The organism is Enterobacter sp. PI-10, assembly GCF_027947695.1.
Taxonomy (GTDB): Bacteria; Pseudomonadota; Gammaproteobacteria; order Enterobacterales; family Enterobacteriaceae; genus Enterobacter; species Enterobacter vonholyi.
Genome location: NZ_JAJNOG010000009.1, coordinates 1 through 22112, shown reverse-complemented (window position 1 = coordinate 22112; position 22112 = coordinate 1). Strand labels below are relative to the sequence as shown.

The 22112-nt window shown below is 54.3% G+C and carries 22 protein-coding genes and 1 tRNA gene; 16 read left to right on the top strand and 7 right to left on the bottom strand.

The genetic code is table 11. The features are described 5' to 3' along the window. Positions 1 to 13: 13 nt before the first annotated feature. From gcvH to LRM19_RS17395, 3 genes are all read left to right on the top strand, one after another. The gene (gene gcvH / locus LRM19_RS17405; protein ID WP_008499718.1) at positions 14 to 403 is read left to right on the top strand and encodes a glycine cleavage system protein GcvH; all 390 of its coding nucleotides are present in this window, start codon (positions 14 to 16) and stop codon (positions 401 to 403) included. A 126-nt stretch (positions 404 to 529) separates the two neighbouring features. After that, positions 530 to 3403 carry an aminomethyl-transferring glycine dehydrogenase gene (gene gcvP / locus LRM19_RS17400; protein ID WP_271369531.1) on the top strand — a complete coding sequence of 958 codons (2874 nt, stop codon included), beginning with the start codon at positions 530 to 532 and terminating at the stop codon, positions 3401 to 3403. A gap of 70 nt (positions 3404 to 3473) precedes the next feature. Then, a complete protein-coding gene (locus tag LRM19_RS17395) occupies positions 3474 to 4217 on the top strand; it encodes an SDR family oxidoreductase (RefSeq protein ID WP_271369530.1) in 744 nt (247 codons plus the stop codon). A 61-nt stretch (positions 4218 to 4278) separates the two neighbouring features. Here the strand turns inward: LRM19_RS17395 and bglA are convergent, their stop codons facing one another. After that, positions 4279 to 5712, bottom strand: coding sequence for a 6-phospho-beta-glucosidase BglA (bglA, locus tag LRM19_RS17390; RefSeq protein ID WP_271369529.1), 1434 nt, complete (start codon positions 5710 to 5712; stop codon positions 4279 to 4281). Positions 5713 to 5828: 116 nt separating this feature from the next. Further along, positions 5829 to 6560 carry a MurR/RpiR family transcriptional regulator gene (locus tag LRM19_RS17385; protein WP_271369579.1) on the bottom strand — a complete coding sequence of 244 codons (732 nt, stop codon included), beginning with the start codon at positions 6558 to 6560 and terminating at the stop codon, positions 5829 to 5831. A gap of 51 nt (positions 6561 to 6611) precedes the next feature. Here LRM19_RS17385 and yqfB point away from each other — a divergent pair, with 51 nt between their 5' ends. Together yqfB and trhA are read left to right on the top strand one after the other, a co-directional pair. Continuing rightward, positions 6612 to 6923 carry a N(4)-acetylcytidine aminohydrolase gene (yqfB, locus tag LRM19_RS17380; RefSeq protein ID WP_115876232.1) on the top strand — a complete coding sequence of 104 codons (312 nt, stop codon included), beginning with the start codon at positions 6612 to 6614 and terminating at the stop codon, positions 6921 to 6923. 165 nt (positions 6924 to 7088) lie between these two features. Next, positions 7089 to 7748, top strand: a complete 660-nt coding sequence (trhA, locus tag LRM19_RS17375; protein ID WP_115876231.1) for a PAQR family membrane homeostasis protein TrhA — start codon at positions 7089 to 7091, stop codon at positions 7746 to 7748. An 84-nt stretch (positions 7749 to 7832) separates the two neighbouring features. Here the strand turns inward: trhA and ygfZ are convergent, their stop codons facing one another. Then, positions 7833 to 8813: a tRNA-modifying protein YgfZ gene (gene ygfZ, locus LRM19_RS17370; protein WP_271369528.1), complete on the bottom strand. Its 981-nt coding sequence runs from the start codon at positions 8811 to 8813 to the stop codon at positions 7833 to 7835. A gap of 294 nt (positions 8814 to 9107) precedes the next feature. On the opposite strand from ygfZ, the gene sdhE reads away from it, so the two are divergent. Further along, positions 9108 to 9374 carry an FAD assembly factor SdhE gene (gene sdhE, locus LRM19_RS17365; protein WP_006178375.1) on the top strand — a complete coding sequence of 89 codons (267 nt, stop codon included), beginning with the start codon at positions 9108 to 9110 and terminating at the stop codon, positions 9372 to 9374. Beyond that, on the top strand, positions 9355 to 9765 hold the full coding sequence (locus tag LRM19_RS17360) for a protein YgfX (protein WP_021242050.1): 411 nt from the start codon (positions 9355 to 9357) through the stop codon (positions 9763 to 9765). The genes sdhE and LRM19_RS17360 overlap by 20 nt, the downstream gene beginning before the upstream one ends. A gap of 6 nt (positions 9766 to 9771) precedes the next feature. On the opposite strand, the gene fldB is transcribed toward LRM19_RS17360, so the two are convergent. Beyond that, positions 9772 to 10293: a flavodoxin FldB gene (gene fldB, locus LRM19_RS17355; protein WP_271369527.1), complete on the bottom strand. Its 522-nt coding sequence runs from the start codon at positions 10291 to 10293 to the stop codon at positions 9772 to 9774. A gap of 101 nt (positions 10294 to 10394) precedes the next feature. Here fldB and xerD point away from each other — a divergent pair, with 101 nt between their 5' ends. The 5 genes from xerD to lysS all read left to right on the top strand — a co-directional run bounded on the left by xerD (position 10395) and on the right by lysS (position 16488). Beyond that, complete coding sequence (xerD, locus tag LRM19_RS17350; protein WP_115876228.1) at positions 10395 to 11291, top strand: site-specific tyrosine recombinase XerD; 897 nt, start codon at positions 10395 to 10397, stop codon at positions 11289 to 11291. A gap of 28 nt (positions 11292 to 11319) precedes the next feature. After that, positions 11320 to 12033 (top strand): bifunctional protein-disulfide isomerase/oxidoreductase DsbC, encoded by a 714-nt coding sequence (dsbC, locus tag LRM19_RS17345; protein ID WP_111963201.1) that lies wholly within the window; start codon positions 11320 to 11322, stop codon positions 12031 to 12033. Positions 12034 to 12038: 5 nt separating this feature from the next. Then, positions 12039 to 13772: a single-stranded-DNA-specific exonuclease RecJ gene (recJ, locus tag LRM19_RS17340; RefSeq protein WP_271369526.1), complete on the top strand. Its 1734-nt coding sequence runs from the start codon at positions 12039 to 12041 to the stop codon at positions 13770 to 13772. A 90-nt stretch (positions 13773 to 13862) separates the two neighbouring features. Continuing rightward, positions 13863 to 14961 (top strand): peptide chain release factor 2 gene (prfB, locus tag LRM19_RS17335; protein ID WP_096151315.1). Its coding sequence is split into 2 segments (ribosomal slippage): positions 13863 to 13937 and positions 13939 to 14961, totalling 1098 coding nucleotides; the frame shifts between segments, so codons are not numbered across the junction. Positions 14962 to 14970: 9 nt separating this feature from the next. Further along, entirely contained in the window at positions 14971 to 16488 is a 1518-nt protein-coding gene (gene lysS, locus LRM19_RS17330; protein WP_271369525.1) for a lysine--tRNA ligase, read from the top strand. Between the two features lie 38 nt (positions 16489 to 16526). On the opposite strand, the gene idi is transcribed toward lysS, so the two are convergent. Further along, the gene (gene idi / locus LRM19_RS17325; protein ID WP_133295107.1) at positions 16527 to 17069 is read right to left on the bottom strand and encodes an isopentenyl-diphosphate Delta-isomerase; all 543 of its coding nucleotides are present in this window, start codon (positions 17067 to 17069) and stop codon (positions 16527 to 16529) included. Between the two features lie 163 nt (positions 17070 to 17232). On the opposite strand from idi, the gene actS reads away from it, so the two are divergent. Both actS and LRM19_RS17315 read left to right on the top strand, forming a co-directional pair. Further along, positions 17233 to 17976, top strand: coding sequence for an amidase activator ActS (actS, locus tag LRM19_RS17320; protein ID WP_271369524.1), 744 nt, complete (start codon positions 17233 to 17235; stop codon positions 17974 to 17976). An 80-nt stretch (positions 17977 to 18056) separates the two neighbouring features. Then, positions 18057 to 18130, top strand: a tRNA-Gly gene (locus LRM19_RS17315). Between the two features lie 755 nt (positions 18131 to 18885). Here LRM19_RS17315 and LRM19_RS17310 read toward each other — a convergent pair. Both LRM19_RS17310 and LRM19_RS17305 read right to left on the bottom strand, forming a co-directional pair. Then, positions 18886 to 19365, bottom strand: a complete 480-nt coding sequence (locus LRM19_RS17310; RefSeq protein ID WP_133166648.1) for a hypothetical protein — start codon at positions 19363 to 19365, stop codon at positions 18886 to 18888. Continuing rightward, positions 19365 to 20084, bottom strand: a complete 720-nt coding sequence (locus LRM19_RS17305; RefSeq protein ID WP_271369523.1) for a winged helix-turn-helix domain-containing protein — start codon at positions 20082 to 20084, stop codon at positions 19365 to 19367. The genes LRM19_RS17310 and LRM19_RS17305 overlap by 1 nt, the downstream gene beginning before the upstream one ends. Before the next feature lie 248 nt (positions 20085 to 20332). Between LRM19_RS17305 and LRM19_RS17300 the strand changes: the two genes are divergently transcribed. Beyond that, positions 20333 to 21025, top strand: coding sequence for an EAL domain-containing protein (locus LRM19_RS17300; RefSeq protein ID WP_271369522.1), 693 nt, complete (start codon positions 20333 to 20335; stop codon positions 21023 to 21025). 82 nt (positions 21026 to 21107) lie between these two features. Then, positions 21108 to 22112 (top strand): AIDA repeat-containing protein (locus tag LRM19_RS17295; protein WP_271369521.1); only part of this gene is annotated, 1005 nt, incomplete at its 3' end.

Below are 22112 nucleotides of genomic sequence, written 5' to 3'. Positions count from 1 at the left end.
CAGGAGAACTTCAATGAGCAATGTGCCAGCAGAACTGAAATACAGCAAAGAACACGAGTGGCTGCGCAAAGAGGCGGACGGCACTTACACCGTAGGGATCACCGAGCACGCGCAAGAGCTGCTGGGCGACATGGTGTTTGTTGACCTGCCTGACGTGGGCACGACCGTTAGCGCGGGCGACGACTGCGCCGTGGCGGAGTCCGTAAAAGCGGCATCCGATATCTACGCGCCGGTAAGCGGTGAGATTGTTGCCGTCAACGACGCGCTGAGCGATTCGCCAGAGCTGGTCAACAGCGAGCCTTATGAAGGCGGCTGGATCTTCAAGATCAAAGCCAGCGACGAATCCCAGGTTGCCGCACTGCTGGATGCGACCGCGTACGAAGCACTGTTAGAAGACGAGTAAGCCATTATCCCTCTCCCCTTTGGGGAGAGGGTAGGGTGAGGGGAACAGACGACACCCTCACCCCAGCCCTCTCCCTCAGGGAGAGGGAGAAAACACATTCACTGCACGTTTCAGGAACCATCGCTCATGACACAGACTTTAAGCCAGCTTGAAAACCGTGGCGCCTTCATCGAACGTCACATTGGGCCGGATGCTCAGCAACAGCAGGAGATGCTGAAGACGGTTGGCGCGGATTCATTAAACGCACTGATCGGCCAGATTGTGCCAAAAGACATCCAGCTTGCCACGCCGCCTCAGGTGGGGGATGCCACCACGGAATTCGCCGCGCTGGCGGAGCTGAAGGCCATCGCAGGCCTGAACAAGCGCTATAAGTCTTACATTGGCATGGGCTATACCAACGTGCAGTTACCGCCGGTTATCCTGCGCAACATGCTGGAAAACCCGGGCTGGTACACCGCTTACACCCCCTATCAGCCAGAAGTCTCCCAGGGCCGCCTGGAAGCGCTGCTGAACTTCCAGCAGGTGACGCTGGACCTGACCGGCATGGATATCGCCTCTGCTTCTCTGCTGGACGAAGCGACCGCCGCCGCCGAAGCGATGGCAATGGCTAAGCGCGTGAGCAAGCTGAAAAATGCCAACCGCTTCTTCGTCGCGGCGGACGTGCATCCGCAGACGCTGGACGTGGTGCGCACCCGTGCGGAAACCTTCGGCTTTGACGTGATCGTCGACGACGCTGACAAAGTGCTGGATCACCAGGACGTTTTCGGCGTTCTGCTGCAGCAGGTGGGCACCACCGGCGAAGTTCACGACTACGGCGCGCTGATTGCCGAGCTGAAATCCCGCAAGGTGGTTGTTAGCGTTGCCGCCGATTTTATGGCGCTGGTGCTGCTGACGGCACCGGGCAAACAGGGCGCGGATATCGTCTTCGGCTCTGCGCAACGCTTCGGCGTACCGATGGGCTACGGCGGCCCGCACGCGGCGTTCTTCGGCGCGAAAGATGAATTCAAACGCTCCATGCCTGGCCGTATTATCGGCGTCTCCAAAGACGCTGCCGGTAATACCGCGCTGCGCATGGCGATGCAGACCCGCGAGCAGCACATCCGCCGCGAAAAAGCGAACTCCAATATCTGTACCTCACAGGTGCTGCTGGCTAACATCGCCAGCCTGTACGCCGTGTTCCACGGCCCGGCAGGCCTGAAACGCATTGCCAGCCGCATTCACCGCCTGGCCGATATCCTGGCCTGCGGCCTGCAGCAAAAAGGTCTTAAGCTGCGCCATACCCACTACTTCGACACCCTGTGCGTGGACGTGGCGGACAAAGCGGCCGTGCTGGCCCGCGCGAACGCGGCAGAGATCAACCTGCGCAGCGACATCCACAACGCCGTCGGCATTACGCTCGATGAAAGCACCACCCGCGACGATATCCTGAACCTGTTCAGCGTGCTGCTGGGTGACGCGCACGGTCTGGACATTGACGCGCTCGACAAAGAGGTCGCGCTCGACAGCCGCTCCATTCAGGACAGCATGCTGCGTAACGACGCCATCCTGACGCACCCGGTCTTTAATCGCTACCACAGCGAGACCGAGATGATGCGTTACATGCACTCTCTGGAGCGTAAGGATCTGGCGCTGAACCAGGCGATGATCCCGCTGGGATCATGCACCATGAAGCTCAACGCCGCGGCAGAGATGATCCCGATCACCTGGCCCGAATTCTCCGAGCTGCACCCGTTCTGCCCGCCGGAGCAGGCAGAAGGTTATCATATGATGATCAACCAGCTTTCCGACTGGCTGGTGAAGCTGACCGGTTATGACGCGATCTGCATGCAGCCGAACTCCGGCGCGCAGGGTGAATATGCGGGCCTGCTGGCAATCCGTCATTATCACGAAAGCCGCAACGAAGGCCACCGCGATATCTGCCTGATCCCAAGCTCCGCCCACGGTACCAACCCGGCCTCTGCCCAGATGGCGGGTATGGAAGTGGTTGTGGTGGCGTGCGATAAGAACGGCAACATCGATCTGGTCGACCTGCGCGCGAAAGCCGAGCAGGCGGGCGACAAGCTCTCCTGCATCATGGTGACCTATCCGTCCACCCACGGCGTGTACGAAGAGACTATCCGTGAAGTGTGCGAAGTGGTGCACCAGTTCGGCGGTCAGGTTTATCTCGACGGCGCAAACATGAACGCTCAGGTGGGCATTACCTCTCCGGGCTTTATCGGCGCGGACGTGTCGCACCTGAACCTGCACAAAACCTTCTGCATCCCGCACGGCGGTGGCGGCCCGGGCATGGGTCCTATCGGCGTGAAAGCGCACCTGGCGCCGTTTGTGCCGGGCCACAGCGTGGTGCAGATTGAAGGCATGCTGACCCGTCAGGGCGCGGTTTCTGCGGCACCGTTCGGTAGCGCCTCTATCCTGCCAATCAGCTGGATGTACATTCGCATGATGGGCGCGGAAGGGCTGAAGCAGGCGAGCCAGGTGGCAATTCTGAACGCTAACTATATTGCGACTCGCCTGAAGTCCGCCTTCCCCGTGCTCTATACCGGCCGCGACGGCCGCGTGGCGCACGAGTGCATCCTCGATATTCGTCCGCTGAAAGAGCAGACCGGCATTAGCGAGCTGGATATCGCCAAGCGTCTGATCGACTATGGCTTCCACGCGCCAACCATGTCGTTCCCGGTTGCGGGTACGCTGATGGTTGAGCCAACGGAGTCTGAAAGCAAAGCAGAGCTGGACCGCTTTATCGACGCGATGCTGGCCATCCGCATGGAGATCGACCGCGTGCAGGACGGTGAGTGGACGCTGGAAGATAACCCGCTGGTCAACGCTCCGCACACCCAGCACGAGATGGTGGCGGAGTGGAACCACGGTTATTCCCGCGAGCTGGCGGTCTTCCCGGCAGGTGTGGCGAACAAATACTGGCCGACCGTGAAGCGTCTCGATGACGTCTACGGCGACCGTAACCTGTTCTGCTCCTGCGTACCGATGAGCGAATACCAGTAATCGCGCAGGTGCAGTAATCCAGGCCGGGTAAGGCGAAGCCGCCACCCGGCTTTTTTATTGGGAGAAGAAAATGGGCATTGCACTTGTGACCGGCGCCAGTCGGGGCATTGGGAAAGCCACCGCACTCCAGCTGGCACGCGAAGGCTACACCGTGGCGGTGAACTATCATCACAACATTAAAGCCGCGACGGACGTGATAAACCAGATCGTTGAAGCTGGCGGTAAAGCCTTTGCCGTCCGCGCAGATATCAGTGATGAAACTCAGGTGCTGGCGATGTTTGACAGCATCGATCGTGAAGGCGAGCCGCTTACCGCGCTGGTCAATAATGCGGGAATTCTGTTTGAGCAATCCACCATCGAAAATCTCTCCGCTGAGCGCATTAACCGCGTCCTGGCGACCAACGTCACGGGCTACTTCCTCTGCTGCCGGGAAGCGGTAAAACGAATGTCCTTCAGGCATGGCGGCAAGGGTGGGGCGATAGTGAATGTCTCTTCTGCAGCGTCGCGTCTGGGCGCGCCGGGTGAATATGTGGATTATGCCGCGTCCAAGGGGGCGGTGGATTCGCTGACAACGGGTTTATCGCTGGAGGTAGCGGCGCAGGGCATTCGCGTCAACTGCGTCCGTCCGGGTCTGATCTATACCGATATCCATGCTTCCGGCGGAGAGCCGGGGCGAGTGGATCGCGTGAAATCGTTGCTGCCGATGCAGCGCGGCGGCCAGCCGGAAGAGGTAGCCCAGGCGATTGTCTGGCTGCTGAGCGAGAAGGCGTCGTACGTAACGGGGAGCTTTATTGAGCTGGCGGGTGGGAAGTAAACCCCTCACCCTAACCCTCTCCCCCAAGGGGAGAGGGGAACAAGCGTAACGGCGCCCGGCGTTAAAGTTTCTCGCCGTTGCTGGCAATCACGCCCTTATACCACTCGAAGCTTTTCTTGCGTGAACGCGACATGTCGCCCGTACCGTCGTCGTGTTTATTCACATAGATAAAACCGTAGCGTTTGCTGTACTGGCCGGTGGTGAACGACACGCAGTCGATACAGCCCCATGGCGTATAGCCCATCAGATCCACGCCATCGTGGGTAACGGCTTTGATCATCTCCTCCACGTGGGCACGCAGATAGTCGATACGATAGTCATCGTTGATGCTGCCGTCTTCTTCAACCTTGTCGTAGGCGCCGAAGCCGTTTTCAACGATAAACAGCGGTTTCTGGTAACGCTCGTACAGTTCGCACAGGGAATAGCGTAACCCTACCGGGTCAATCTGCCAGCCCCAGTCGGAAGCCTTAACGTACGGGTTCGGCACGCTGCCTTCGAAACCGGAAATCGCGTCCCCGGTGCCGCCTTCCGCTTTCACCGCGTTGGTCATGTAGTAGCTGAAGCCCAGGTAGTCGCAGGTACCTTCACGCAGGATCTGCTCGTCACCTTGCTCCATCTTGATGGAGAACCCGCGGCGCTCCCACTCGTTCAGGACGTAAGACGGGTAGTAACCCCGCAGCTGGACGTCGGTAAAGACGTAGCGCTCGCGCATCGATTCCTGGGCGAACATCACGTCTTCCGGCTTGCAGGAGAATGGATAGAGCGCCACCATGGCCAGCATGCAGCCGACTTTCATCTCCGGATTGATGCGGCGCGCGGCTTTCACCGCCAGGGCGCTGGCCACAAACTGGTGGTGAAGCACCTGATACATAGTCTCTTCGGGATTTTCGTGTTCGGTATAGACCACACCGGAGCAGCAGTAGCCGAACAGCGGTGCGCGCCAGTTGCGCTGGTTATTGATTTCGTTGAAGGTCATCCAGTATTTGACCTTGTTTTTGTAGCGCTCAAAAACCACTTCCGCGAAGCGCACAAAGAAATCGACCACTTTACGGTTGGTCCAGCTACCGTATTCCTGCACCAGGTGCAGCGGCATTTCGAAGTGGGAGAGGGTGATCACCGGTTCGATATTGTACTTCAGCAGCTCATCGAACATGTCGTCGTAAAACTTCAGCCCCTCTTCGTTTGGCTGCGTTTCATCACCTTTCGGGAAGATGCGCGTCCAGGCGATGGAGGTACGGAAACACTTGAAGCCCATCTCGGCAAACAGCTTGATGTCTTCTTTGTAGTGGCCGTGGAAATCGATAGCTTCATGGTTGGGGTAGTATTTCCCCGGCACCACCTCCTGCGTGATTTCGCGCGGTACGCCGTGTGCGCCGCCGGTCAATACGTCGCAAATGCTTGGCCCTTTGCCGCCTTTGTTCCAGCCGCCTTCAACCTGATGAGCGGCAACCGCGCCACCCCATAAAAAATCTTTTGGTAAGGTCAATTTTTTCATCGCTGCTATTCTCAATAAATGACTTATTGGCATCGAGTCTAGCAAAGCGAAATTAAATGTCACGATATAACAATTTACGGTAAATGTGATTTGTCACATCAAAAAAACAGGGTGTTTTATTCTGTAAGTTTCTTCGACAGCTTACGGCCGAGAGATTCCAGAATATAGATGACGGGAATTTGCGTGGTTATATCGTAGACGCCTGCAATTCGAGTCTGAGGAACGTGCCAGGAGAGATTAAAGTCCGCCAGTTTTGCCAGGCGCGAGTGCTCGTGGCTGGTAATGGAGAGCACCTTACAGTGATGCAGGCTGAACTGGCTGGCGAAGCGCAGGATCTCCTCGGTCTCGCCCGAGACGGAGAGCACAATCGCAAGCGCATTTTTTGCCATGTCATTCGTGACCGGGAAATAAGGGTCATCAATATGGTTACTGAATTTCCCAATATTAGAAAAGAAACGTGCGCCATATTTTGCCAGCGAACCTGATGTCCCGGCACCGACAAATATAATTCGCTCGGAAGATAAAATAATATCGACCGCCTTATCCAATAACGCGTCGAACTCTTCATTATTCACGCTTTTAAAAAAGCTGATTATTTCGCTGGCGCCGAAGTTCGCCTGCTGGGGCTCGTTCTGCTCAAGGTACAGCTTAAAGCGCACGCGGAATTCAGAATACCCTTCGCAGTTAAGCTTGCGGCAAAAGCGCAGGATTGTGGTCGTCGAGACGTCTGCAGCATCCGCCAGCTCGCGAATGGTCATGTACATCACTTTGTCACGATTTTTTATGACATAGTTGTAGACCATCATCTCCAGGTTATTGAGACTGGCAATGGCGGAATGGGAGAACATGCTCACAATGGCTACACTCACTCATCAGACTTTTCTTCAGGGAATAATAACATGCAGCCAAACGACATCACTTTTTTTCAGCGCTTTCAGGACGACATTCTGGCCGGGCGTAAAACCATCACTATCCGGGATCAAAGTGAATCCCATTTCAAAACCGGCGATATCCTGCGGGTGGGGCGTTATGAGGATGATGGTTATTTTTGCACCATCGAAGTAACAAGGACGTCAATCGTTACGTTCGACACATTGACGCAAAAACATGCTGAACAGGAGAATATGAACCTGGATACGCTGAAAAGCGTGATCGCAGAGATCTACCCCAGGCAGAACCAGTTTTATGTGATTGATTTTAAACGTCTATAATTTAAATCGAAACGCACGTTCGCTGAAATTAAACTGTAACTGTCTGATTGTAATTTAGAAACGTTATGTTTAACTTTATTTTAGCTAACATGTGTTCACTGGAATCATTCTCAGTTAGCATAGTGATGCGATGAATAATCATCTTTTGTTTTCCCGGAGTTTTGTATGGTGAGCAGACCATTAATCGCACAGGGATATTCGCTGGCTGAGGAAGTAGCCAACAGCATCAGCCACGGCATTGGCCTGGTGTTTGGGATTGTCGGTTTAGTCTTATTGCTGGTGCAGGCGGTGGACGCTAATGCCAGCGCGATGGCCATTACCAGCTACAGCCTGTATGGCGGGAGTATGATCCTGCTGTTTCTGGCGTCGACGCTGTATCACGCGATCCCGCATCAGCGGGCCAAGATGTGGCTCAAGAAATTTGACCACTGCGCTATCTATCTTCTTATTGCAGGCACCTACACGCCATTTTTGCTGGTGGGGCTCAACTCGCCGCTGTCGCGTGGCCTGATGATTGTTATCTGGAGCCTGGCACTGCTGGGGATCCTGTTTAAGCTGACCATCGCGCACCGCTTTAAGGTGCTGTCGCTGGTAACCTATCTGACCATGGGCTGGCTGTCGCTAATTGTGGTGTATCAACTGGCAATCAAACTGTCGATAGGGGGCGTGACGCTTCTGGCCTTAGGCGGCGTGGTATACTCGCTCGGCGTGATTTTCTACGTCTGCAAGCGCATTCCTTACAACCATGCCATCTGGCACGGCTTTGTGCTGGGCGGCAGCGTGTGCCACTTTTTAGCGATTTATTTGTATGTGGGGCAGGCGTAGTTTTTTGTCGGGTGGCGGCTTCGCCTTACCCGACGTACGGGATAAGTAGGCCCGGTAAGCGCAGTGCCACCGGGCGATACAGCATCACTCTTCCAGTGAATAGGGCAGAGGCTCGATGCTCAGTGTGTTCACATCGTCGCGCACGCGGAACACGCTGTCAGCTTCCATGTCGTTGTTCATAACGGCCTGCACCAGAAGACGTCCATCATCCAGCTGTACGGCGGCTAATACGGTGCCGGTACGGCGCCAGTTTTCACCCATCTTCAGCTCTAAATCTTCCCCTGCTTCAGGTACGCGGCTGGCATGGCCCGCGAGTGTCCATAGCGCGCGTTTGTTTGCCCCGCGGAATTTCGCACGTGCGACCATCTCCTGGCCGGTGTAGCAGCCTTTTTTAAAGCTGATGCCGCCCAGTGCCTGCAGGTTGGTTGCCTGAGGAATAAACTGTGCGCTGTTTGCTGCGTCAATTACCGGCAGACCCGCTTCGATGTTCAGCGCCAGCCACTGCTGACTGTTGTTAAGCTGCGCTTCGCCGCGCAGCGCCTCGGTGATGCGCTCGGCGGTTTCGGCATCCGTAACTAACAGAAAACGCTCTGCCGGGTGTTCAAACCACAGGATGGAGGTGGCGCCTTCGCTGACGAGCTGCTTTTCGGCATCCGGCAGTTCGCTGAAGAGATTTTTCAGCGCCGCACGTGCCTGGAAGCCGGCCACACCCAGCAGGACATGTTCGTCGTCCGGGGCGATAGTGACTTTGGAAAAGACCGCGTACTTTTTCAACTCTTTGAGCTGGGCGTCACGCAGGCTGCGGCGCTCAATAAAGGCAAAGCCATCCTGACGTCGGAAGAGACGCAGGTTGCTCCACATTTTGCCTTTTGGGTCGCAATGCGCGGCCAGCAGGTGCTGGTGTTCGGTCATCTGACTGACGTCGGCGGTCACCTGGCCCTGCAGATATTTTTCGGCGTCGGCACCGGTGAGCGTCGCCAGCGCCCAGTCATCAAGAGAAATAAGCGTCAGCGGCAGACGCGCAGAGGCGGCGGGCTGGCGAGGAGAAAATGGTGTAAATGCCATAACGATATCCTGAATTGCTTAACGCTTTGATAATGCCTAATGGTAAAAGAGCCTGCAGGCAATGCAAGCGCTTTCAACAGGCCATTTGTGCCCTAAACCGGTTATGCGTAACGCTACGCAAAATAATGTAATCCGCTGTCTTTGTAGGGATTATTCTGGAAGCCTGCTCGTCGATCGCAATATTCCAGTAATGAAACGGTCAAAAACACGTTACACTAGCTGGTGTCCCCGTAGAGAAATAAAGAACACTGAACGGGGCGCCGACTGTGCCAAACGTAATGCAGGAAACTGAACATGGATATTAACAACAAGGCCCGTATTCACTGGGCGTGCCGTCGCGGAATGCGTGAACTTGATATTTCCATCATGCCTTTCTTCGAATATGAGTATGACACCTTAAGCGACGATGATAAGCGTCTGTTTGTTCGCCTGCTTGAATCTGACGATCCGGATTTATTCAACTGGCTGATGAACCACGGCAAACCCGCCGATACCGAGTTGCAACGGATGGTGCAATTAATTCAAACACGGAATCGGGAACGTGGTCCTGTGGCAATCTGATCTTCGCGTCTCGTGGCGCTCGCAGTGGATGTCTTTATTGCTCCACGGCCTGGTTGCGGCCTTTGTGTTACTGATGCCGTGGCCGCTAAGCTATACGCCGCTGTGGCTGCTGTTACTCTCGTTTGTCGTTTTTGACAGCGTACGCAGCCAGCGTCGAATTAATGCCCGTCAGGGAGAGATCAAATTACTGATGGATTCCCGCCTGCGCTGGCAGGGTAAAGAGTGGGATATCCTCGGTATGCCCTGGATGCTCAACTGCGGCATGATGTTACGGTTACGCAAGGTGGACGGCGGGCGTTGCCAGCATCTTTGGCTGGCGGCTGACAGTATGGATGCTGCCGAGTGGCGAGACCTGCGCCGGATGCTATTGCAACAGACGACGCAGGGATAATACGCGTTAGCTAAACTTTTCAGCCATTTCGCCCAAAATCTGCTCGCACCAGATTTGCAGGCGCTCATCGCTGAGATCGTACTGGTTGGTTTCATCCAGCGCGAGTCCAACAAACAGCTCGCCGTCGGCAATAATCGGCTTTTTACTGGTGAACTCGTAACCTTCGGTTGGCCAGTAGCCGATAAACGACACCCCTTTCGGCGCCACTTTGTCGTGCAGCATGCCAAGCGCGTCCAGGAACCACTCCCCGTAACCCAGCTGATCTCCCATGCCGTACATGGCAATGATTTTGCCGTCGAGATTGACTGAATCGAGTTGATCCCAGATGGCTTCCCAGTCTTCCTGTATCTCACCAAAATCCCAGGTTGGGATGCCGAGGATCAGTACATCGTACTGTTCCATCAGCGCGACCGCGTCATCTTTCAGGTTATGCAACGTCACCAGTTCCGGGCCAATGATGTCGCGAATTTTCTCTGCCGCCATTTCGGTGTAGCAGGTGCTGGAACCATAGAACAGACCAATATTCATCGCGTAACTATCTCAATTCTTGCGTTGACTTTGCGCGTAGTGTACCAGAAACCGGTCACAATCAGGCATAATGGCCTGACTGCAAAATCAAAGGGGCTGATGTGGAAAAGGATCTCGCACTCGTTGAACAGTTTCTCGACGCGCTGTGGCTGGAAAAAAACCTGGCCGAGAATACGCTCAGCGCCTACCGGCGCGATCTTACCATGCTGGTGGAGTGGCTGGCCCGTCGGCAGCTCTCGCTGGCGAGCGCGCAAAGCGATGACCTGCAGGCGCTGCTCGGTGAACGTGTACAAGGGGGGTATAAAGCCACCAGCTCCGCGCGTTTGCTCAGCGCCATGCGTCGGCTTTTCCAGCATCTCTACCGTGAGAAGATTCGCCAGGACGATCCCAGCGCGCTGCTGGCATCCCCTAAGCTCCCGCAGCGGCTGCCGAAAGATCTCAGCGAAGCACAAGTTGAGAGATTATTACAGTCACCGGCAGTTGACCTGCCGCTGGAGTTACGCGATAAAGCCATGCTTGAGCTATTGTATGCTACCGGCCTGCGCGTTTCGGAACTGGTTGGCCTGACGATGAGCGACATCAGCCTGCGTCAGGGCGTGGTGCGCGTCATCGGTAAAGGCAATAAAGAAAGGCTGGTTCCGCTGGGCGAAGAGGCGGTTTACTGGCTGGAAACGTATCTGGAGCATGGCCGTCCGTGGTTGCTCAACGGCGTGTCTATCGATGTCCTGTTTCCGAGCCAGCGCGCACAGCAGATGACGCGACAAACGTTCTGGCATCGCATCAAGCATTACGCCACACTGGCGGGTATCGACAGTGAAAAGCTTTCGCCGCACGTATTGCGTCACGCCTTCGCGACGCATCTGCTCAACCACGGCGCTGATTTACGCGTGGTGCAGATGCTGCTGGGACACAGCGATCTTTCCACGACGCAAATTTACACCCATGTCGCGACGGAACGCCTGCGGCAGCTACACCAACAGCACCACCCTCGAGCGTGAGTGCCGACGAATTGTAACAGGATCACATATGAAAAAGACTTTCGCGCTGTTCACCCTGCTGGCAGCCTCCTTTACCGGTTTCGCCCATGCGGACGACGCCGCCATCAAGCAGTCGCTGGCTAAGCTCGGCGTCACCGGAAGCGATATTCAGCCTGCGCCGGTCGCTGGCATGAAAACAGTACTGACCAACAGCGGCGTGCTGTACGTCACTGAAGACGGCAAACACATTATTCAGGGACCAATGTACGATGTGAGCGGCGCGCAGCCGGTCAACGTGACCAACCAGCTGCTGATGAAAAACCTGAACGCGCTCGAAAAAGAGATGATCGTCTATAAGGCGGCGCAGGAAAAACACGTCATTACCGTCTTCACCGACATCACCTGCGGCTACTGCCACAAGCTGCATGAAGAGATGAAAGACTACAACGCGCTGGGCATTACCGTGCGCTATCTTGCTTTCCCGCGCGCGGGTGTGCAGAGCCAGCCAGAGCAGGACATGAAGGCCATCTGGTGTGCGAAAGACCGCAACAAAGCCTTTGATGATGCGATGAGCGGAAAAGAGGTTAAGCCAGCCTCCTGCGATATCGACATTGCTAACCACTACGCGCTGGGCGTGCAGTTTGGCGTGAGCGGGACGCCAGCGATTGTCCTGAGCAATGGCTATGTCGTTCCGGGCTATCAGGGACCGAAAGAGATGAAAGAGTTCCTCGACGCGCACCAGAAACAGTTTGGTGGTAAATAATCCGCGTGAAAGCCCCGATAAAATTGCGCCGCCGCGAGGCGGTTGAACCGGTTGATTTGCCGGACGATCTCCCGGCGCTGCTTAAGCGCCTCTACGCCAGTCGCGGCGTGCGTAGCGCTGAGGATCTTGAACGCAGCGTGAAAGGGATGCTGCCCTGGCAGCAGCTGAGCGGTATCGAAAAAGCCACTGAGATGCTCTACAACGCCCTTCGTGAAGGAACGCGGATTGTGGTGGTAGGGGACTTCGACGCCGACGGCGCAACCAGCACCGCGCTGAGCGTGCTCAGCCTGCGCGCGCTGGGCTGCGATAACGTCACGTATCTGGTGCCGAACCGTTTTGAAGACGGCTACGGACTCAGCCCGGAAGTGGTCGATCAGGCCCACGCCCGGGGTGCGCAGATGATCATGACCGTCGATAACGGGATCTCTTCCCATGCGGGAGTCGATCATGCCCACGCGTTGGGGATCCCGGTGCTGGTCACCGATCACCACCTGCCGGGAGAAACGCTGCCCGCAGCGGAAGCGATTATTAACCCCAATCTGCGCGACTGCGATTTCCCATCGAAATCCCTCGCAGGCGTGGGCGTGGCGTTTTATCTGATGCTGGCGTTACGGACCCTGCTGCGCGATAAGGGCTGGTTCGAATCCCGCGGTATTGCCGTGCCAAACCTGGCCGAATATCTCGATCTGGTGGCGCTGGGTACCGTCGCCGACGTGGTCCCGCTCGATACCAATAACCGTATCCTGACCTGGCAGGGCCTAAGCCGCATCCGGGCGGGCAAGTGCCGTCCGGGGATCAAGGCGCTGCTGGAAATTGCCAACCGCGACCCGCTCAAGCTGGCGGCAAGCGATTTGGGCTTTGCCCTTGGGCCGCGCCTGAACGCGGCCGGGAGGCTGGACGATATGTCCGTCGGCGTGGCGCTGCTGCTGTGCGACAACATCGGTGAAGCGCGCGTGCTGGCCAACGAGCTGGACGCCCTGAACCAGACACGTAAAGAGATTGAGCAGGGGATGCAGGCCGAAGCGCTGACCCTGTGTGAAAAACTGGAGCGCAGCGGCGATACGCTGCCGGGCGGCCTGGCGATGTACCATCCCGAGTGGCATCAGGGCGTGGTCGGCATTCTGGCGTCGCGCATCAAAGAGCGCTTCCACCGCCCGGTGATCGCGTTCGCACCCGCGGGCGACGGCACGCTGAAAGGCTCTGGCCGCTCAATTCAGGGGTTGCACATGCGTGATGCTCTGGAGCGTCTCGATACACTGTACCCGGGTCTGATGATCAAGTTCGGCGGCCATGCGATGGCGGCTGGACTGTCGCTGGAAGAGGCGAAATTCGACGAGTTCCAGCGCCTGTTCGGCGAGCTGGTCACCGACTGGATTGACCCGGCCCTGCTGCAGGGGGAAGTGGTGTCCGATGGCGAGCTTTCACCGCTTGAGATGACGATGGACGTGGCGCAAATGCTGCGCGATGCCGGCCCGTGGGGGCAGATGTTCCCGGAACCGCTGTTTGACGGGCGATTCCGCCTGCTGCAGCAGCGCATTGTCGGCGAACGTCATCTGAAAGTGATGGTTGAGCCCGTGGGCGGTGGAGCGCTTCTGGACGGCATTGCTTTTAACGTCGATACCTCCATCTGGCCGGACAACGGCGTGCGCGAGGTCGAGCTGGCGTACAAACTGGACATCAACGAGTTTCGCGGTAACCGCACCCTTCAGATCATCATCGACAATATCTGGCCAATTTAGCGGCAGTAATCTCTATAAAAAAGGGCGTGGATTCGGTACAATCCCGCTCTTATCACCGCATTTTGACAAGTCCATAAAAGAAAACAGACCATGTTTGAAATTAATCCGGTAAAAAACCGTATTCAGGACCTCACGGAGCGCTCTGACGTTCTTAGGGGGTATCTTTGACTACGATGCCAAGAAAGAGCGTCTTGAAGAAGTAAACGCCGAGCTGGAACAGCCGGACGTCTGGAACGAACCTGAACGCGCACAGGCGCTGGGTAAAGAGCGTTCCTCTCTCGAAGCTATCGTAGATACGCTGGATCAAATGGCCCAGGGGCTGGAAGATGTTTCCGGTTTGCTGGAGCTGGCCGTCGAAGCTGACGACGAAGAAACCTTTAACGAAGCCGTGGCAGAACTCGACGTGCTGGAAGAGAAGCTGGCGCAGCTTGAATTCCGTCGCATGTTCTCCGGCGAATACGACAGCGCTGACTGCTATCTCGATATTCAGGCAGGTTCTGGCGGTACCGAAGCGCAGGACTGGGCCAGCATGCTGACGCGTATGTACCTGCGTTGGGCAGAAGCGCGCGGTTTCAAAACCGAAATTATCGAAGAGTCTGAAGGTGAAGTTGCGGGTCTGAAATCCGTCACCATCAAGATCATTGGCGATTACGCCTACGGCTGGCTGCGTACCGAAACCGGCGTTCACCGCCTGGTGCGTAAGAGCCCGTTCGACTCCGGCGGCCGCCGTCATACCTCCTTCAGCTCCGCGTTCGTTTACCCGGAAGTTGACGAAGATATTGATATCGAAATTAACCCGGCGGACCTGCGTATCGACGTTTACCGCGCATCCGGCGCGGGCGGTCAGCACGTTAACCGTACGGAATCGGCGGTGCGTATTACCCACATTCCAACCGGGCTGGTCACGCAATGCCAGAACGACCGTTCCCAGCATAAGAACAAAGACCAGGCCATGAAGCAGATGAAAGCGAAGCTTTATGAGCTGGAGATGCAGAAGAAAAATGCTGAGAAACAGGCGATGGAAGACAACAAGTCTGACATCGGCTGGGGCAGCCAGATCCGTTCTTACGTCCTTGATGACTCCCGCATCAAAGACCTGCGTACCGGGGTTGAAACCCGCAACACGCAGGCGGTGCTGGACGGCAGCCTGGACCAATTTATCGAAGCAAGTTTGAAAGCAGGGTTATGAGGAACCAACATGTCTGAACAACAAGCACAGGGCGCTGACGCGGTAGTCGATCTTAACAACGAACTGAAAACCCGCCGCGAGAAGCTGGCAGCGCTGCGCGAGCAGGGCGTGCCGTTCCCGAACGATTTTCGTCGTGACCACACCTCAGACCAACTGCACGCTGACTTCGACGCGAAAGAGAACGAAGAGCTGGAAGCGCTGAACGTTGAAGTGGCCGTTGCAGGCCGCATGATGACCCGTCGTATCATGGGTAAAGCCTCATTCGTGACCCTGCAGGACGTTGGCGGCCGCATTCAGCTGTACGTTTCCCGTGACGATCTTCCGGAAGGCATCTACAACGAGCAGTTCAAGAAGTGGGACCTGGGCGATATCCTGGGCGCGATAGGTAAACTGTTCAAAACCAAGACCGGTGAACTTTCTATCCACTGCACCGAGCTGCGTCTGCTGACCAAAGCCCTGCGCCCGCTGCCGGACAAATTCCACGGCCTGCAGGATCAGGAAGCGCGCTATCGTCAGCGCTACCTGGATCTCATCTCTAACGATGAATCCCGCAAGACCTTTAAAATTCGCTCCCAGATCATGGCCGGTATCCGCCAGTTCATGGTCAACCGCGACTTTATGGAAGTGGAAACCCCGATGATGCAGGTGATCCCTGGCGGCGCGTCTGCGCGTCCGTTCATCACCCATCACAACGCCCTGGACCTGGACATGTACCTGCGTATCGCGCCGGAACTGTACCTGAAGCGTCTGGTGGTTGGTGGTTTTGACCGCGTGTTCGAGATCAACCGTAACTTCCGTAACGAAGGTATCTCCGTTCGTCATAACCCAGAGTTCACCATGATGGAACTCTACATGGCGTATGCGGATTACAAAGATCTGATTGAGCTGACCGAATCTCTGTTCCGTACCCTGGCGCAGGATATTCTGGGCACCACGCAGGTCCCTTACGGTGAAGAAGTCTTCGACTTCGGCAAGCCGTTCGAAAAACTGACCATGCGCGAAGCGATCAAGAAATACCGTCCGGAAACCAACATGGCGGATCTGGATAACTTCGACTCTGCGAAAGCGATCGCCGAAAGCATCGGTATCAAGGTTGAGAAGAGCTGGGGTCTGGGCCGTATCGTGACCGAGATCTTCGAAGAGGTGGCCGAAGCGCACCTGATTCAGCCGACCTTCATCACCGAATACCCGGCAGAAGTCTCTCCGCTGGCGCGTCGTAATGACCAGAACCCGGAAATCACTGACCGCTTCGAATTCTTCATCGGCGGCCGTGAAATCGGTAACGGCTTCAGCGAGCTGAACGATGCGGAAGACCAGGCTCAGCGCTTCCAGGACCAGGTTGACGCGAAAGCGGCAGGCGACGACGAAGCGATGTTCTTCGACGAAGACTACGTGACCGCGCTGGAACACGGTCTGCCACCAACGGCGGGTCTGGGCATTGGTATCGACCGTATGGTTATGCTGTTCACCAACAGCCACACCATCCGCGACGTGATCCTGTTCCCGGCGATGCGCCCGGTGAAGTAAGACGTTAAGATGTAAAAAAAGCCCCGAAAGGGGCTTTTTTATTGCGCCGCGAAGGCTTTAAGTTCTTCGCGGGCGGTCGTCGCTTCCATGACCATCCACGGGCTAAAGGCCCAGGGCGTCGCGTCCAGCGCGCGGAATAACGCCTCCAGCTCAACCCACTGATAGTCCATCACTTCATCTTCGTTTATCGTCACGTCATTGGTGATGCGGGCGGCGAACACCGGGCAAATTTCGTTTTCCACGATCCCGGACGGGTCGGTTTCCCGATAGCGAAATTCAGGGGCGACGGCGGTGATATCGGTCAGTTCAGCGCCCACTTCAAAGCGGCAGCGGCGGATTATCGCCTGGACTGTCTCTTCGCCCGACTGCGGGTGGCCGCAAACGGAGTTGGTCCAGACGCCGGGCCAGGCTTTTTTGCTTAAGGCGCGTCGGGTGATCAGACATTCCCCTTTTGCGTTAAAAAGCCAGGAAGAGAACGCCAGATGCAGCGGGGTATGTAACGTGTGAGCGGCATATTTTTCCTGAGTGCCAATCACCATTCCCTGGTCGTTTACCAAAATAACGTGTTCTTGAATACTCATTGATGCTCCAGTGCCAAAATGCCGAGTGGTTCAGCACCATCAGCCGAAGCATTATACTGCATTCTTATACGAACGGTTTGGCTCGTAGAGCGGAAAAGGGCATGACCCTTATTCGTTTTGGCTGTTATCATAGTGCGCCATTCACGCTGACCGAGGATCTGTTTTGTTTGCAGGAAGCCTGACGAGAAACCCCATTACCGCAATTTTTTGCCTGACGCTGACGCTATTACTGGCGGGCTGTTCAGGGAGCAAATCTTCGGATACGGGAAGCTATTCCGGTTCGGTCTACACCGTTAAGCGCGGGGACACCCTGTACCGGATTTCGCGCGCAACGGGGACCAGCGTGAAGGATCTGGCGCGGCTGAATAATCTTTCGCCGCCTTACACCATCGAGGTAGGGCAGCAGCTGAAGGTTAGCGGCGGATCGTCCTCGGGCAAAAAATCCTCTTCGAAAGGCAAAACCGCTAAAGTAACGCCGTCCTATCAGGTGCCGCAATCGTCATGGCCGCCGGTTGGACAGCGCTGCTGGATTTGGCCTGCCAGCGGTAAAGTGGTCGCCCCTTACTCACTCTCTGAAGGTGGCAACAAGGGTATTGATATCGCCGCTGCGCGAGGTACGCCGGTTTATGCCTCCGGCGCCGGGAAGGTGGTTTACGTCGGTAACCAGCTGCGCGGCTACGGTAACCTGATCATGATTAAGCATGGCGAAGACTACATCACGGCCTATGCGCACAACGACACGATGCTGGTCAACAACGGGCAGAACGTCAAAGCCGGGCAGAAGATTGCCACCATGGGCAGTACCGGTACGGATACGGTGAAGCTGCATTTCCAGATCCGCTACAAGGCGACGGCCATCGATCCGCAGCGCTATCTTCCTGCGCCCGGCAGCAAACCGAAGTGCTAAGTGATTATTTAATCACCGGTTAGTTGTGAAGAGGCTTGTATGAAGGTGTGTAAGGTCTATAATGCCTTACGCACCTTAAAGCGGGCGTAGTTCAATGGTAGAACGAGAGCTTCCCAAGCTCTATACGAGGGTTCGATTCCCTTCGCCCGCTCCAGTTTCAACTCTTCTGAAGTCTTCCAAACTTGACTTTCACTCGATAAACCAGCGGTTACAGCGTTTTAAGAGTCTCTTACATATGAAATATTTCCGATCTGAAATATTTCTCGATTAAAGATCCAGACTTTCACCCGATTGGTTTTCCTGTCACCATCATTTCTTTCCTGATTATAAGCATCCAAATAACAACATCATAAAATTACCGGACAACTACCTTTGTGAGATCCGACTTTCCTGCATAGAGCACTTTTTCGGAAGTGTACTTCGGTGAGGTAATGTGCAAAGCGGCAACTGTTGCTTAGGGCCAGATTCGTCATCAGAGGGGAGAATCACTGCTAACTCCCTGTTAAAAATGATTTATACGGGGTAAATGGTAATCGCTTCACGAAAATGTAGCAGTGTGGATATTAAGGATCCGGAACTGGTAATTTTCGGAGCTCAGGAGCAGAGCAGCGGAATTATTGCCGAAAATTCATTAAAACCGGAGGATTGATGCAGTAAATAGAATATTGCTTTTTTGAGAAAAGAAAAATAAGGTTATGCGCAATATCGCAATAATATGCAGCCACCGACACAGCAGTTCATCCCGGAAGCTGACGTCAAAGCCAGGGGCTGGAAGCTAGTCTCTTTGTCCTCTGGATGCGGGTACTGATGCCTTCCGGACCAGGGACGCTTCAGTACCAGAAGAGAGACGTTGAACAAAAGGCAAAAGCCAGCGTGAGCACCAGCCAGACAGCTGAGCTCCGACTGGCTTCAGTGTACGGCACATATCAGATAGGGGCCTGAGTTATTGGCGATCACCCTGTCACCGGACGGCAGCTGCATCACGCTTATAATCCGGCGCGTATCCTTCAGTACGGGACCGAGATGTTTATGTTCGAATAACTCCGGAACCGAATCATTTCCGCCGATGGTCGTACTTTTGACATGCATGCTATATTCGTTCCTTCCTATCCGGCTGTAGGTATAAATTATCGTCCGGTTGACCACATATATTTTCTGACCTTCATGAAGCTCACCTGAAAGATGCAGGAAAGCTTTTCCCGTACGTTCAAATGACAGAGTCTGTGAAAAATTTAATAAGGGTTTATTACCCACATTCGTTACAAATGAGGCCGTTGAAGATGAGCAGGTAAAACTGAGGTTATGTTGGTAAAACCAGTAACCCACAGTGAGCAAAATAATCGCAAGGGCAACTGCAGATACTGAAACATAAAAATGTATTCTTTTCATTATCGGATCCAGTTGTAGTAATAAATATTCTGGCAGGTATCCCGGTCGTCTTTCCATTCAATACACCGGGTAAACAATACCCTTGCCGGTTTATGCAGATGGATCATCTCCTGGGCATAAACATAGAAGACAGTTGTTTCGGTACAAATCTGATTATTCATTTCAAGCGCCTGCCTGGCCACATCATAACTGGTGGCATCTCCAATATTGCTTTTTACCCCAGAGATATCATATACCGGACAGCCCTTCAGTTCGCCAATTTTCCGCGGCGTAATCTTTTCAGGAGTACTGGCAAACATCACAGTACCTGCGATAAATACGGAGAGTCCGATAATACCTGCCACAATTACTGGCCACAATGACACGTGCCGCTGGACGGAAGTATATTCATTAACGCTTATTTCCTTACTGAACATATATCCAGCCCGGGGAATGGTGATAATGACTTCTTTTTCCCCCAGATAACCTGAAAAAATCTTTCTTAACATGCTGACATACTGGTTCAGGGTGTTGGATGACGATACCAGTCCTGCCTTCTCCCAGATCTCATCGAAAAGCGTATTTCGGGAAACCAGCTCTCCTTGATGGATAACCAGATGCGACAGAATTTTATTGGCTATGGTCGTCAGCATCTGTGCGTCAGTTATTTTCTGATCTGCGCGGCGCAGGGAGCCGTTCAGAGAGTCGTATATAACCTGTTCATCGAGAATAAAGATCATCGTTAACCTTCTTATGCGGGGCTTCTGAACATGATAGCTTCCTCAGGCTCTGTCGGATCCTGTTACCGCACAGTAAAGCCGCATAAAGAATATAATTCTGCAAATACATTATAGTTTAGCTATAAAAGCTATAAATATACTGTCATGCAAAATATAACATCGCATCCAGAGAGAAAATTCTGAATACTTGTGCCATCCCAGTGGAGGGCAGCGTGCCATTCCACACATTACCGGAATGGTTAAATATTATGAAGAACACGGTTTTCTCCCCGAAGTCCAGTCAGACCCAGGACATCGCGTTTTATCGCCTTGAGCCTTTTATTGATTTGGAGCTTAACCAAATTACGGGTTATGAAGTGCTAAGTACACTCCGCGACGGAATTGATGCTGAAAAATGGTTCGCACGACTGTCTGGCGAAAAGCAGATCGAATTACTGCTTCTGCAGATTGAGTCGGTTGCTGACGAAGTTAAAGAAAAATGTTTTTTTAACCTGTCAGTAGAGGGGTTTCTCTGGCTGAAAGAGAGGCATATTACCAGGATCACGCGATGTGACAATGTCTGTCTTGAAGTGTCAGATTCTTCGGTCCTCAAAACGCTAGATGACAAAAAAAGACATCTGTTTTTTAAACAGACCGCCGCATTACGCAAGGGCGGCGTAGAAATCTGGATGGACGATTTTTGTACCGATGACCTTATCAGCCTCCCTGAATATAAAGGTAAAGTGGACGGGGTGAAAATTGATCGCAGTGAAATGCGCAGCGTTCATCTCTGTAATTTGATAAATATTGTCAAAAAAATGCTTGGCAATATTCCTGTCCTCATCGAAGGCGTCGAAACACTGAAAGACCTGGCTAAGGGAGCCTGCTCCGGAGCAGATATTGCTCAGGGGTATTTATGGAGTGCGCCAGATAATAATCCGGGAACAAACAGAGCAACTTAATCTGATCATTTTCCGAAATAAAATATAAGCCAAAATTGTCCCTGCACAAGTTTTCAAAATTAAATAAATGAAGGTATTTTAAATGTCTGTATATAAAGTAAAACCCCTTGCTTTGATGATTGCCTCTGCGCTCACCTTTGCCCCACTGGTTCATGCGACAGTATTAGAAGACGGATACATGAACGTCGGCAGCGGTGAAGTTGTTAATGATATGACCCTTATTAACCTCGGATCTATGACTATATCGGAGGGTGGCCTGTCATATAACACTGTAATAGATTTTCGCGGAACTGAGAGTGTCGAGGGGGGGCGTTCAGAGAACGCCACGATCAAATCTGACGGCACACAATATGTACAAAGCAATTATTACAGTGGTACAGCCGGAGTGGCCAACAATGCCGTGATTGAGAGCGGCGGAACACAATTCGTCAGGAACAATGGCATTGCGAGCAATACGGTGATTTCTGGCGGACTCCAGAATGTGGAGGGCGGGCTCGCAACAGGAACCATTATTCTTGAGGGCGGTAAGCAGGCTCTCTATGAGGGGGCGAGAGCTGAGGACACACTCGTGAAGAGTGGTGGTTCACAGTCAGTTAACGCTGGCGCGACCGCCGAAAATACGGTTATCGAAGGAGATGCTATACAGGATGTTTACGGCGGCACTGCCACCGACACCACGATAAAATCTGGCGGCGTGCAGAAGGTAAGCGCCAATGGTCTGGGTACAAGCGGAGTGGCCAACAATGCCGTGATTGAGAGCGGCGGAAAACAAATGCTCGGATACGGTGGCATTGCGAACAATACGGTGATTTCTGGCGGAACCCAGAATGTGGAGGGCGGGCTTGCAACAGGAACCATTATTCTTGAGGGCGGTAAGCAGGATCTCCATGAGGGGGGAAGAGCTGAGGACACACTCGTGAAGAGTGGTGGTTCACAGTCAGTTAACGCTGGCGCGACCGCCGCAAATACGGTTATCGAAGGGGATGCGATACAGGATGTTTACGGCGGCACGGCCACCGACACCACGATAAAATCTGGCGGCGTACAGAAGGTTACAGGCACTGATAATGGTATGGGCGAAATAGTA

Coding starts and splice junctions, on each gene's coding strand:
- ygfZ (WP_271369528.1), bottom strand. CDS start 8,813: ATGGCATTTACACCATTTTCTCCTCGCCAGCCCGCCGCCTCTGCGCGT.
- sdhE (WP_006178375.1), top strand. CDS start 9,108: ATGGATATTAACAACAAGGCCCGTATTCACTGGGCGTGCCGTCGCGGA.
- dsbC (WP_111963201.1), top strand. CDS start 11,320: ATGAAAAAGACTTTCGCGCTGTTCACCCTGCTGGCAGCCTCCTTTACC.
- idi (WP_133295107.1), bottom strand. CDS start 17,069: ATGAGTATTCAAGAACACGTTATTTTGGTAAACGACCAGGGAATGGTG.
- LRM19_RS17305 (WP_271369523.1), bottom strand. CDS start 20,084: ATGATCTTTATTCTCGATGAACAGGTTATATACGACTCTCTGAACGGC.
- LRM19_RS17395 (WP_271369530.1), top strand. CDS start 3,474: ATGGGCATTGCACTTGTGACCGGCGCCAGTCGGGGCATTGGGAAAGCC.
- trhA (WP_115876231.1), top strand. CDS start 7,089: ATGGTGAGCAGACCATTAATCGCACAGGGATATTCGCTGGCTGAGGAA.
- yqfB (WP_115876232.1), top strand. CDS start 6,612: ATGCAGCCAAACGACATCACTTTTTTTCAGCGCTTTCAGGACGACATT.
- LRM19_RS17310 (WP_133166648.1), bottom strand. CDS start 19,365: ATGAAAAGAATACATTTTTATGTTTCAGTATCTGCAGTTGCCCTTGCG.
- fldB (WP_271369527.1), bottom strand. CDS start 10,293: ATGAATATTGGTCTGTTCTATGGTTCCAGCACCTGCTACACCGAAATG.
- LRM19_RS17385 (WP_271369579.1), bottom strand. CDS start 6,560: ATGTTCTCCCATTCCGCCATTGCCAGTCTCAATAACCTGGAGATGATG.
- gcvP (WP_271369531.1), top strand. CDS start 530: ATGACACAGACTTTAAGCCAGCTTGAAAACCGTGGCGCCTTCATCGAA.
- gcvH (WP_008499718.1), top strand. CDS start 14: ATGAGCAATGTGCCAGCAGAACTGAAATACAGCAAAGAACACGAGTGG.
- bglA (WP_271369529.1), bottom strand. CDS start 5,712: ATGAAAAAATTGACCTTACCAAAAGATTTTTTATGGGGTGGCGCGGTT.
- LRM19_RS17300 (WP_271369522.1), top strand. CDS start 20,333: ATGAAGAACACGGTTTTCTCCCCGAAGTCCAGTCAGACCCAGGACATC.
- lysS (WP_271369525.1), top strand. CDS start 14,971: ATGTCTGAACAACAAGCACAGGGCGCTGACGCGGTAGTCGATCTTAAC.